This window comes from Parapedobacter sp., assembly GCF_035556095.1.
GTDB lineage: Bacteria > Bacteroidota > Bacteroidia > Sphingobacteriales > Sphingobacteriaceae > Parapedobacter.
On sequence record NZ_DATMFT010000026.1, the window covers coordinates 1 to 12,972 of the forward strand.

Here is a 12,972-nt window from a genome sequence, read left to right on the forward strand (position 1 = left end):
AACTTTTTATAAGGTGGGCAAACAAGCCTGCGCTTTTCTTCCAAACTCATTTGCCCAATACTTTTTTTAAGAAATCCACCTGTATCTGCAATTCCCCGATCTTTGAATACAGTTCCTTCTCCTTGGATTCATCTTTGGCCGAAGCATGATCCTTACTGAATACCGATTCAGCTTTATCCAAAAACTCCCGCTTCCAGGTGTTGATCTGTGTAGCATGGACCTCATATTTGGCGGCCAGCTCATGGACCGTCTGCTGCTCCTTAATCGCTTCGATGGCTACCTTCGCCTTGAAGCCTGCACTGAATTTTCTGCGTTCTTTTTTCATTCTTACAACTGCTAAGTTAAACATTTAAGCAGCTGTCCAATATTTGGGGAGTACTATAGAAACACCGTTTTTCAATTACAGATAAGTGTATTCCTTTTTGCTATTGTTGTATTGCTTCTGAATTTTTATTCCGAATTACCGATACCGCTAAACACATTAACGGTACTGATGGCATTTAAGCTGATGGTTGGTTTTGCAGGGCATTATGGAAAACATCAGATAAAAGACTGACAGATTTAAACGAAAAAGTAAAAATGAAAAAGATACCGGCAATTTGTTTCAAATAGCAACATTACAGCTTAGCCTATGCCATACATCAGTAAAATTACAGATAGCGTTTGTTTCCCGGAAACCACATCTATTGCCAAAAAGGAAATGGAAAATCCTTTATTTGACATTACTGAAGAGGAAATAGGCAAAAATGCTTCATATTGCAAAGTGCTCATTAATAAAATTCTAAATCTTCCATACGCCTTGCTGCCTGACTTTTTCAGTTATCACTGTAATCTTGTTTCCGACCAGGTTAAGTGGCTCAACAAACTGGAAAAACTGATTTCAGAAAATGAAGAATTATTTGCATCTACTACCAATCGAGGCAGAATGATGAAATGCTATACCATTATAGAAAGCAAGCGAAAAGAGATTGAGTTTTCAGGATATAAACATACGGTTGCAAACCTTCCGATGCAGTACGTCAATGCTGAATGTGAGAAAAGGTATTTTTCATTCAAACAAAACCAAAAACAGAGTGGACGAATTACAGGACTACACTCAAAAAATTATTTCGAGTATTACAACAACCAACGGAGGCACCAAAGTCTGGAAGATGAAATCCCCGGCGAGGTCTACCATAGCCCCAAACGAAAGGAGGTCGCATGATGCAGCGGAAAACAGGTGCCTCCGGCGGGCGCTCGCCGCGCGGGCAGGTTAAGGTTGTTGTTTGTGGGTGGGATAACAGAAATATCTCACTTAGTTTATGAAAAATCTGTCCAATGATTGGGGGGAATTATAAAGGACGGTAAAGAATTAAGTCCCGAAACAGTAAAAACAATGCTTACACAGTCAAAGTCCGATAAACGCCCCAAACCCCACAAAAGAATAGACATTGATAAAATACTGTAAAAAAACTTTGTCCCGAAAGACCAAGTACGGACAAATTGACTTTTTTATGTTGCTGTCCTTTGCTTCCATAATCTTAAAAATTAAAGAAAATGGAAGCAATTATTTTATCAAAAGACCAATACACAGAATTGGTAGCAAGATTAGACGAAACTGTGCTATTTCGTTTTTGTCTTTAGTGTCAAAAATGGTTATAAACTCGTTCCGGAGTTCTGGAATGTCGTCAATTTTACCAACAGGTCTTTGATATGCGTAAATGTTCATAGCGCTTTTTATCTTCTTTTAAGAAATGGTTTATGTTTTTTTACTTCATTTCACCGTCTTTACTGTCGTCCAGCTTGCAGCTAACGGTTTCGGGCTTTTCGTTGGTGGGCTTTTGAAACCGTATACTGTCTGCCAGTACCAACGTTTATTAATTGCTCAAAAGTTCATATTTGCACTGTCCGCCCACTAACGCAAAACCTGTGTTATAGGGCGTTTTTCTTTTTGTCAAATCGTTGTCAAGTTAGTTTGTAAATAAATTCTTCTATTTCTGTCTGCCGTGCACTTGCAAAACCTTTGTCTGAACCAATTTTTAAAAATCCGCATTTTTCTAAAACTTTTTGCGAACCAAAATTGTCAAACGCAACTCGTCCAAAAATTGGTCTGGTTGTTTCAATGTAAAGGAAGTGTTTTAGTGCTTTTGTCGCAATACCTTTGCCCCAATATTGTTTGTCAATCCAATATGTTAACTCATTATCTCCAAACATTACAAATTTGGCAATGCTTCCTACGATTTTGTTGTCAATTATAATTGTTTGGTTATTGACTGTTGGGTCGTTTAAGAGTTTTGTAAACTTGTCTAAATAAGCAAGTTTGTTGGTGTGGTCATTAGGCATAAAAGCAGCTAAGTATCCACCTTCTTTGTCAAGTTGAATTTCAAATAAAGTGTCCAAGTCTGCGATTTCTGTTGGTCTTAATATTATGTCAAGTTTGGTGTCTGTCATTTTAGTTATGCCTCGTTGAAATTATTGTCTGTTTTTGTGTCGTTCTAAAATGTCCTATAACGTTTTGGGTATTGCCGAAGGCGGGGAAATCGAAGCGATAAGTTTCGATTTACACACTCATGCCAGTCGTTGTCAATGCCGCACCGGTGGCGCCAATCATACCTTTGCGGATAAATTCCCTTCTTTCCATAGATTAATCAGGTTTAATGAAATGAGTTAGTTGCACTTCGCTTAAACCGTAAAGGTACACCTTTAATGTTATTTATGTTAATTACACGTCCTTTAACCATCCTTGATGGTCTTCCCGCAGGGTTATTTGACGGGAGTTACTGAATTCTTGTCTCAAGAAGAAAATACAAATAATTGAGATCAATATCGCTCCAGCAGTTATTAAGATGAAGTTTGTTAAACCGCCATATAATTCTAATTGCGATTTATCGATCATTGCTTCGGTATCCATAGAATGCATCCCTATAAAAGCAAAAAGATTGTTTACCAAATGAATCAAGATTGATAATGACAATTTTCTAGTTCGGTAATATACCCAACCTGAAAGCAAGCCAATTACCAACGCACTAACAAACTGCCACGGGTTTAAATGAACGATTCCAAATAAAATACTTGATAGAATAATTGATTTAACTGGAGAATATCGTTGTAAAAGTCCCTCTAAAATAATCCCTCTAAAAATCAATTCTTCTATTATAGGCGCGGCAATGACTATCGCCAAGAAAGAATAGATACCTTTTTGATCTGCAAATTCAAGAAATATCTTTTGCACAAACTCAGGCATCGGTATTAAATTAACGATCGGCGAAGTTATGCCTGTCTGAAGCCCAATTGTAGCGAGCAAAACTAATCCCATCACCTTCATTGAACTCAGACTAAAATTATAATTATTTACTCCTGTTCGTTTATTTCTAATGAAGTGAGCAATACCGAATGGAACCCCCATTGCTAATAAATAATAAACTAAAAAAGAAATCTCCTTTCCGATCGCTTTATTGAGCACGAGATTGACGGGACTAAACACCAGTGTTGATAGTATTATTATTCCGACGATTCCCCAACTTTGTCTAATACTAGGGTAATAAGTACGTTGGTCTTCAATCATGTAATTTCATTTTAGCTTAGCGGTATATTATACAATTAGTCCACGTATAGGTAGAGAAACCGGTGATGTGAAGCTGCAGGCAGCAGGCGCCCAAAGTCGAGAAAAAGTAAAGGATAAGCTTTCGTATTGACATTGGGTTTAATGATGTTATGGTCTTTATACCACGCAAGGTAAAACATCCGGTTGAGAATTACAAATTTTGATCGCTCAGAGGTAGGTGGGCCAGGGATGTGTTAATGGCAGTTGGCAGACATCGAAAAAGACATAAATTTGAAACATTCTTCGGACTAAAATACAAAATAGCGGTGACGTGAGCCCGTTAAGAGAAAAGTGAATAATTGTATGTATTTTCGAACGATATGCCAAAGATTGGCCATTCAAGTTGAACACAGCCATGGATAGACAGATTTATAACAAGACGGTAACAGTAGACGGAGTAACCATTTTTTATCGGGAGGCGGGCAACAGTGAAAATCCAACGCTTTTGCTTTTACATGGATTCCCTACATCTTCCATCATGTTTAAAAACCTCATGGTTGCACTTTCCGACAAGTTCCACCTGATTGCGCCTGATTATCCGGGCTTTGGATTCAGTGATGTCCCGTCGATAAACGATTTCGAATATTCGTTTGAAAATATTGCGCTGTATATAGACAAGTTTATCGAAGCAGTAAAGCTAAAGTCATTTACGATATACCTACACGATTACGGAAGTTACATTGGTGCGCGCATCTGTCTGAAAAAACCCGATAGCATAGCGGGAATAATCGTACAAAACGGCAACAATTACCTTGAAGGTCATGGACCGCAATGGGAGGAATCCAAAGACTATTGGAAAAATCCCACGGAGGAAAAAAAGAAAAAGGTATACGCATTTTTGAGCGAGGAAGGAACAAAAGAACAATATTTTGCGGGGGTTCCTGAAAAGCTCCACCAAAACATAAGCCCCGAAAGCTGGATCATCGATTGGGAAAGGCTAAGCAGGCCCGGGAACCTCGACATTCAGTTTAAGTTGAATTGTACCTACCCGACAAATTTTGAGCTTTTCCCGGCAATTCAACAATATTTTCGCGTACACCAACCACCGACACTTATCATTTGGGGGAAATATGATGTATATTTTGATGTCGCGGAAGCGTATTGCTACAAGAGAGATTTACCTCATGCTCAAACCCACGTCTTGGAAGGCGGACATATGGCTTTAGAAACCAACTTTGAAGAAGTGTTAACTAGGATTAGCGAATTTATGGAAAGGCAGTAGCGCATTTGTTTTACGATTTCCTTCGTTCTGATTGTACCGTATCACTGCGCAATGGCTTGTCTGGCTTTTGCCTTAATCGTATGGATGTTCTTCTGGGGGTTTTCTAATTTGAATCGGTTTTTTATCTTGCAGAGAAAATGCGGAATCCGGTGCTCCCATAATATGGAATGGAAAAGACCGTTTTAACTATCGAATGCGTATATCTGCACAGTGAACAAATCGTTTCCGTATAAGGCTGCGCTACCAATGACTTAAAAAATTGAACAATCCATGAAAAAAGAAATTTACGGTTGGCGTTATGGGTATCTGATCGCCTTGTTTGTCGTTACCCTAGCCTGCACGAAAGATCGAACTCCTGACAACCGGTCAGAAAGCAATGATCTAATTAGCTTCGTATTCAAAAAAGAAAAAAATCCGGATTTATGGAACGACATCGAAGCAGAAATAGATGGTGACACCATTTATGCCCACACATTGGTAGGTACAGACATCACCGCCTTGATTCCGGAATTTGAACACAATGGCGTTGAGGTGGTTGTAGATGGGGTAAAACAACAGAGCGGGAACTCAACACAGGATTTCTCCCAATTGGTCACATACACCGTCGCGGCAGAGAACGGCAGCACGCGGCGTTATATCATCAAGTTTGCTGATACCGGCTTACCAGCGATTTATCTTTTCACCGATGGCAAGCCTATTGACAGTAAAGAAACTTATGTAGATGGGCAGATTAAGATTACCAATGGGTTCGAAGGCAAGGTGCTGTTCGAGGGCATCACAGAGGTTAAGGGACGCGGTAACGCCACATGGGGGATGCCCAAAAAGCCCTATCGAATAAAACTAGATGAGAAAGCCTCGCTGTTGGGTATGCCGGCAGATAAGAGTTGGGCACTACTGGCCAATTATGGCGATCAGTCATTGCTCCGAAATGAGGTGGCCTTTGAAGTAAGCCGCAGGTTAGCGCTGGAATATACGCCTCGCCAACAATTTGTCGAATTATTCCTCAATGGTGAATATATGGGCAATTATACCTTGACTGAACATATAAAAGAAGGCGAAAACCGAGTTGCTATCGATGAAGACAACGGCGGCTTTATCATCGAGGAGGACGGCTATGCAGCACAGGAGCCTTCTCATTTTTACACGCCCCGTGGTATGCCCGTCACGATAAAGTTTCCTGATGAGGATGACATCACTACGGATGAATTTCAATACATCAAAAATTATGTCACCACGTTCGAAAACAGCCTATTTATGGAAGGTGATGGGGCCGAAGCAGATTATCAACAATATTTTGATCTAGAGAGCTTTGTTACTTATTATTTGATCAATGAAATTTGTGGAAACCCCGATATGCTATGGAGCATGAGAATGTATAAAAAGAGTAGCCAAGATCCAAAGATATATGTGGGGCCGGTTTGGGACTTCGATCTGGGCTTTAATAATGACAAACGCCTGGGAGACGCCGAGAAGAAATTGATGCTCACCGAAGCCCACAATCCCAGGGTTTGGATGAACCGGCTCATGAATGATCCGGAATTTAAGAAGTTAGCCCGTGATCGTTGGAATGCCGTAAAGGAGACGGTGCAGTCTATTCCGGCATATGTTGACGAGAAAGCCGAACAAATCAAATATAGCCAAATACCCAATTTTCAGCGATGGGATGTCCTTGGCGTTAACGTCAATCAAAGTTGGTATACCGGTGAAACTCACCAAGACTATGTCAACTTTATCCGGAATTATTTGACTATTCGGGTGGCCTGGTTGGATGAAGTGATCAATGGCGAACGATTTGATTGATGTCGTCATTCGAATAAATACCTCCATCGGTTAGTGTGTTCATTCCGGATCCAGTTTAAAGGCTGTTTCTCCCGTAAAAGGAAGTAGCCCAGCTCCGCCTGTGGGCCGCTAACACCCTAAAGTTCACTTCGTGCAAGTTACGCCTTCGATGAGAAGCGATTGGCGCAAAGCAACGGGCGGTGAGCGGATACCAAACCAACGGGTAACAATTTCTACTTCCGGTTGATATACTCATACAAAAATTGGAATAAATAGGATTCTAAACAGTATGATTATGCAACAGGTTAACTATTTAGCATTATTCATGGCCGCTGTACTGCTTTACGCAGGTGGGCTCTTTGCCCAGCATCGCCCAACCGTTTCGCTTGGCGGCACCCTCGCCGGACATGGCGGCCGCAGCGACAGCACCAACCTTTTAGCTACGTCTGGAGCTACCATCGGCCTCTCTATGCCGATAATGACGCGTGAGTCGCTCTCGTTGGGTATCGGTTTGGCCGGTGATTACATGGCTGCAAAACGCGCCCCAACTTCCCCATTCCAACCGATTCCGGTAGCGGATGCCATCACACTATCGGAGGGGCTGGACAATCCCGACATGGCGCAGCGAATGCTGCGACTTGGCGTTGGACCCGAGCTCGATTTTAAACTGGGGAATAGGGTAACATTATCGCCCAAGTTCCATCTGGGCTTTGCACAGATCCAACGTGACGGGTTTTCCGTCCGGCAACGGATCGAATACCGCAAGGAGGTTTTGGAAAAAGAAATCTACGGCCAAGATCGCGTGGCATCCAACGGGCTTTTCTATGCACCAAAACTACGCCTATCCCTCCCCTTGGGCAAACGGCTGTCGGCGTGGGCAGAAGCAAATTACGCGTTCCAGCGTGTCCTCGTGACAACGCGCACGCTCAGGTTCGCGGCTGCGCCCAATGAAGAGGGCCTGTACGAATTTGGAACATGGGCGGAGGCACAAACCCAACAACAACGCCTTTCAAAAGCGTGGAATACGCTGGGGGGCCAAGCAGGCCTGTCGTATGCGATAGGAAAGGCAAAGGAACCGAAGCGAACAAATCCTCAACCTACGGCAGCGCCGCAGACACAGCCGCAACAAACACAGAAGCGACAATTGCTAGCCATGGCGCCCGAGAACAACGCGCAGTACCGTAACGCGGCAGCAATTAAATCCCTGCAGTGGCGCGTCGTTGGTACGCCGATCCCGGCACCCGCTTACGTGGTGGAACTTATCCAGCTGGATGGCAACCGCAAACCTCAACGCACCTATATCGGCAAATCCAGCAAAGCTTCGATTGCTATCACGGATTTCGCAAACGCCGACCTCCAAGAAGGCCAATATCGGTGGCGCATTACGGAAACGACCACTGGATTGGTCTCGGATGTGCGCGCGTTCAATATTTCGAACTGCGACATCAGCTTCACTATCGAAAACGACACCATCGAATGCCTGGGCTACGAAGGAAACGACCGGAAGTACCGGATTTGCTTCGATGCGTCCTATGCATCGGCATCCGGCGACCTTACCTATAATGACCCTACATCTGGATTGTTTGTTTACGACCAGCAATACAATCCCCTTACCTATACGTTGGTCGGCCAAAACACCAACTTGGTTACCCAGTCCGGCGCTTCTGCTTCTACGGAGCATTACTGTATAGAGGTAACCGTCCCTTCCGGTGTCAACACCATTGGCTTGGCGTTGCAGGGCGACGACCTTGACCCCAGCCCCGTGTTGTGCCAGCCGGGTGTCAGCATTTCCATCGACAGCCTGCCGGATTGCTTTTGCGACGATTGTGAAACGATGGAAGTGTCTTTTGAAAACTTCGAGATCAGCGCACAGAATGCACAGGGAACACAATACCTGTTTGACGGCAACATTACGGTAAACCAGCCCATATATGGCATCGAAGTGCAGGTGCTATCCTACCAGTACTCGGCAAACCCGGGTGGATGTACCACGGGCGTCAACAGTGTTGAAACATCAGGCATGATTTTATCCGGTTTATCCACCATCAATGGCTCGGGCAACCTGCAGGTTGCCAATGAATCGGCTTCCGGCAGCCCGCTTTCCAATACCTCGGCCACCAAGGTGGTACGGTACCTCAGCACCAATTCCTTGACCGGTCCAATACCGCTGAACCTGGTTATCGGACTGCCCGGCGCATTACCCGGTTTCGATGCCGATTGCTGTGCCATCTCCTATGAGGTCTGCCTCAAGGTAAATGTTCTGTACGAAGATGGCAGCTGCAAGGCCTGCGCGTTCACCCATTGTTTCCAATTTGACAACCAATAAAAAAAGTCATGAAAAAGTCTATCATATATATCCTTAGGGGCTGCTTTCTTTTGCCTTTGCTCCTTAACGCATTTGCTGGCTATAGCCAGTTGGAGATCGACGATAGTCCCGTAACGGCCTCCTGTAACCTTGGTGGTTATGGGACTGTGGTGATCAGTGCACCCCGCGAAGTACTGACCGGCGATAATATTACACTCACCACGGTGCTGCCGGGCAGCTTGCCCCCCGGCTCCACCAGCAGCATCACCATCACCCGGTCATCCAACCTTTTATATCAGGCGCACGGCGCGGTACCGATGGTGCCGGTAGCCGGCGACCCGCTGTCGCATACCAATGTTGACCCGATTATCGGCAATGATGGGCAAACATTCGATATGTTCTACCGCTTCCCCCCATACATCACGTGCAATGGCAGTGTAGGCACACTAACGGTAACGGTAACCGTGGATACCGGCGACGAACAGCTCTCGTGCACCGTGTCATTGTCCGTTACCGGTCGGGCAGCCAATTACTGGACGGCCGACAAGGCGTTCGTCCGTGGTAACCTGGCTTGTGGTGTTTCGGTATGGAAACTAACGCTGAACCACAACAACCCCAATCCGCCGGGCCTGGGCGATTACAGCATCAGCGGCACGTTTACCGAAGACCCGGCAATGACCGTGGTGAGTGGTGCAACAACCACGATTACCAATTTTCAAACGACTTCAAACGGCAGTTTCCCTTACGAAGTGCATATCCGGAACTGCGGCGAGGTGGGCAGCACCATCACCAATACGGCCGACTACCATTTCACCCTGGGCAATGGTTGCGAAACGATGACTGGAAGCGTATCGGCTGAGTCGCCCATGCTGGCCACACCGAATGTTGTTACCAACTTTGAAAAAACAGTGACCAGTGCTAACGGCGGCCCCTTCGCCCCCGGCTGTATCGGCGAATACGCCATCACGGTCAGCAATATCGGCAATGTGCCCCTAACCAATATCGAAATCACCGACGACATCAACATTCCCGGTATTACCGTCGCTGCCCCAAACATTATCGCCACCGGGTGGACTTGGACAAACAACAACGGAATATACACATTTACCAAAACGGACGGGCCGCTTCCCGTGAACGGCCAGGCCACCTTCCGCTTCCGGTTTACCATAAATCCCAATACGCCGCTGGGTACGGTCATATCCAATACGGCACACCTCAGCTACCAGGCCGAAGGATTGGGGGGCGGCGGCAATAACCCCGGCGGTGGCACCGGCGGGCCATCACCATGTCCGGGCATTAACTGCCCCGAGATAGCTGGCACGGTTGAAACCGACGAACACGAAGCCGAATTCACCGTTGAACAACCAGCGCCTGTGCCCAGCATCCGTAAATGCATCGTAAATCCTCCCAACGCGGTAAACCCACCCATTTACCAAGTAGGCAACGTCATCCATTTCAGGCTATTGATAGGCAATCTGGGTTCTGCAGACATGACAACAGTGGTTAGCGATGCACTAAATGCCAACGGGCAACACCTGCAGTTGGTACCGGGGTCTATCCAGTATGAATACTATCCGGGCCATGCTAAGGTAACTAAATGCAGCAGCCCCCTTCAGGGCGCGCCCGAACAGCCGCCGTTTAACGTCACCGCCAATACCGCCGATCTGCAACACCCGACGTGGACCATAACCAACATGCCGGGCACCTGCCAATGGGACACCGGAAACTACCTAGCCATTTACTTTGATGCGCTCATCCTGCCCCAGCTGCATGGCAATCGAACCAATACGGCCAGCCTTACCTACAACGGCTTGGAACATACCTCGAGTGCAGCCTATACCATCAACCAGTGGGGATACCTGGATGTAAACAAATATGCTGACGTGCAAACCGTTGAAAGCGGGCAGGCGTTCAACTATATTATCGAGGTCATCAACGCAGGCAGCGTACCGCTGGACCATGTGACGGTGACCGATCAATTGCCTGATTGTGCCGTGGTGCGGGGAGCGATTTCGGTGGTCGACGACCTGGGCAACGCCATCACCGCCACCTCGTCGGGCAACCTGCAAATTCAGGTTAATCCGACAGCGGCCATTCAACCGGGCGGCAAATTCATCATTACCGTGCCGGTAACCAAACAAGGCATCGGCACCTGCTGCAACGTGGCCGTGTCGGCCACGGGTAACATGACGACCGACGGAACACTGCTCGACGCCAATGATGGCAGTGAGGCAGAGCCTGCGGCCTGCGTGACCAGCACGGGTTGCTGCGAAATACCTGATTTCGACGCTACACTCGTGTACCGCAACGGCCAGTACGAGGTGCAGCTGCAAGGCGGCGCTACGCCTATACAGGAAGTGGAAATACTGATGGTCGATTACCACGTGGCTTATTCGGCGGCCGATTGCCAACCTGCCGATATGGGTAGCTTTGGGCTGCTTTCCACGAATACGAACCAGCTTGGCAGCCTCACCCTGCAGGCTGGCAGCAACAATAGCACAGCGCTGGTTTGGTCGCCCGGCTCACCAAGCGTACTCAATACCACCGTGCAGCTCGACGTGTCGCAACCGAACGTTTTAGACATCGAATGCTGTGAGGTGGAATTCTATTTCTGTCTGGTGGTGCGGGTGAAAGATGTAAATTGCAACGTGTGTGAACGGACGATTTGCTTCTCGCCCGATGCCGAGGAAAAACCGTGCGACATACGGATTGAACCGATTGGACAAGCTGAACCGCTCTGCGCCGACAGCGCCGTGACCGTAAACTGGACGGGTGGTGTCCCTTCGGGTGAGGTGGACATTATCCTGATCGACGGGCAAACAGGCGTCCCCTATCAGGTGGTGGCTTCCGGCGTCGCCGATAATGGAAGTTACACCTTCACGTTGCCTGCGGGGCTGCCCTGCGATCCGCCACGTCCATGGATCATCGTAGTAAAAGATACCCACGGCGAGTGCTTAGCAAGGAGTAACCGATTTATGGTAGCATGCTGCCAAACAGGAGATTGTGGCTGTGGCACGTGGCTCGACCATACCGTCAATATTTTTGAACATGAAGTGGCACCGCCGCGCGACCCAAGGCAAAAGATCAATGTTTCGCCGATTGCCGGCCATCAGGTTGCCTGCGGTGACAAAATCAGGCTGAAACGGCATAAGACCTATGTATTCAATGCTCCGGCTTATGCGTGCGCTCCCGACGGCTGTGAGGTCAGTTTCCAATGGGAAATCACTGGCCCGGGCGGCACGAGCCTATCGGGCAGCGGCTCATCAGTTACGAGTCATTTCGATCACGTTGGTCGCTACTACATCACTTTCGTCCCGATTTGTGGTGGGGAACGTTGCGAACCCTGTACCGTAGCGGTAGACATTCCGCGCGATTTCATTTCCGTGGACGACGCGATAGCTCCTGGGCTGCCCTTTGATAGGGATTGGTAACCCTATCGGCTATCAAAAAAGGCCGCCCTATTTCGGGGCGGCCTTTTTTACGTGGTTTAATGAAGAGCCGACGATGGGATTCGAACCTACGACCTACGCATTACGAATGCGTTGCTCTACCAGCTGAGCTACGTCGGCATCGGCGGATTTTTGCCGATGCAAACTTACATAAACTTTTTTTTTCTACAAGTATTTTCCAGCGCTCATCACTCCAATGCTGTCGTCAACTCAATTGTGGTGTCCAGTAGTTTTGAAATCGGGCAGATGGCTTTCGCCTTTTCGGCAATCTCACCAAATTCCGATTCGGAAATCCCCTCAACCGTTCCCTTCAAATCCAGCTGTATAGATGTGATGCTTCCATCTTCAAAGGTCACCTTAGCATCGGTATGGAGGTCCGTTGGTTCATATCCTTTTTCACTCAGCAAGAAACTGAGCTGCATGGTGAAACAGCCCGCATGTGCCGCTCCGATCAACTCTTCCGGGTTGGTCCCTATCCCGTCTTCAAAACGTGTTTTGTAGGAGTAAGCAGTCTGGTCCAACACGGTGCTTTGTGTGCTGACGGTACCGCTGCCGTCTTTTCCGGTGCCCTTCCAATGGGCACTCGCCTTTCTGGTAAATTTCATCGCTATCGTGTTTATACGTTAAAGTTATT

9 protein-coding genes and 1 tRNA gene are annotated in these 12,972 nt (G+C 46.8%); 5 read left to right on the forward strand and 5 right to left on the reverse strand.

Annotated elements, in window-relative coordinates:
- Nucleotides 1–46: 46 nt before the first annotated feature.
- Nucleotides 47–325: a transposase gene (locus VNQ80_RS16835; protein ID WP_325640810.1), complete on the reverse strand. Its 279-nt coding sequence runs from the start codon at nt 323–325 to the stop codon at nt 47–49.
- A gap of 306 nt (nt 326–631) precedes the next feature.
- Between VNQ80_RS16835 and VNQ80_RS16840 the strand changes: the two genes are divergently transcribed.
- Complete coding sequence (locus VNQ80_RS16840) at nt 632–1,204, forward strand: hypothetical protein (RefSeq protein WP_325640812.1); 573 nt, start codon at nt 632–634, stop codon at nt 1,202–1,204.
- A gap of 740 nt (nt 1,205–1,944) precedes the next feature.
- On the opposite strand, the gene VNQ80_RS16845 is transcribed toward VNQ80_RS16840, so the two are convergent.
- Both VNQ80_RS16845 and VNQ80_RS16850 read right to left on the reverse strand, forming a co-directional pair.
- Nucleotides 1,945–2,430 carry a GNAT family N-acetyltransferase gene (locus VNQ80_RS16845; RefSeq protein ID WP_154194039.1) on the reverse strand — a complete coding sequence of 162 codons (486 nt, stop codon included), beginning with the start codon at nt 2,428–2,430 and terminating at the stop codon, nt 1,945–1,947.
- Nucleotides 2,431–2,701: 271 nt separating this feature from the next.
- Nucleotides 2,702–3,544: a type II CAAX endopeptidase family protein gene (locus VNQ80_RS16850; RefSeq protein WP_325640816.1), complete on the reverse strand. Its 843-nt coding sequence runs from the start codon at nt 3,542–3,544 to the stop codon at nt 2,702–2,704.
- Nucleotides 3,545–3,938: 394 nt separating this feature from the next.
- Between VNQ80_RS16850 and VNQ80_RS16855 the strand changes: the two genes are divergently transcribed.
- The 4 genes from VNQ80_RS16855 (at nt 3,939) to VNQ80_RS16870 (ending at nt 12,320) form a co-directional block, all read left to right on the forward strand.
- Nucleotides 3,939–4,805, forward strand: coding sequence for an alpha/beta hydrolase (locus VNQ80_RS16855; RefSeq protein WP_325640818.1), 867 nt, complete (start codon nt 3,939–3,941; stop codon nt 4,803–4,805).
- 270 nt (nt 4,806–5,075) lie between these two features.
- Nucleotides 5,076–6,605 (forward strand): CotH kinase family protein, encoded by a 1,530-nt coding sequence (locus VNQ80_RS16860; RefSeq protein ID WP_325640820.1) that lies wholly within the window; start codon nt 5,076–5,078, stop codon nt 6,603–6,605.
- A 274-nt stretch (nt 6,606–6,879) separates the two neighbouring features.
- Nucleotides 6,880–8,910 carry a hypothetical protein gene (locus VNQ80_RS16865; RefSeq protein WP_325640822.1) on the forward strand — a complete coding sequence of 677 codons (2,031 nt, stop codon included), beginning with the start codon at nt 6,880–6,882 and terminating at the stop codon, nt 8,908–8,910.
- Nucleotides 8,911–8,918: 8 nt separating this feature from the next.
- Nucleotides 8,919–12,320 carry a hypothetical protein gene (locus tag VNQ80_RS16870; RefSeq protein WP_325640824.1) on the forward strand — a complete coding sequence of 1,134 codons (3,402 nt, stop codon included), beginning with the start codon at nt 8,919–8,921 and terminating at the stop codon, nt 12,318–12,320.
- A gap of 65 nt (nt 12,321–12,385) precedes the next feature.
- Here VNQ80_RS16870 and VNQ80_RS16875 read toward each other — a convergent pair.
- Together VNQ80_RS16875 and VNQ80_RS16880 are read right to left on the reverse strand one after the other, a co-directional pair.
- A tRNA-Thr gene (locus VNQ80_RS16875) sits at nt 12,386–12,458 on the reverse strand.
- Nucleotides 12,459–12,526: 68 nt separating this feature from the next.
- Complete coding sequence (locus VNQ80_RS16880) at nt 12,527–12,943, reverse strand: OsmC family protein (RefSeq protein WP_325640826.1); 417 nt, start codon at nt 12,941–12,943, stop codon at nt 12,527–12,529.
- Nucleotides 12,944–12,972: the final 29 nt, after the last annotated feature.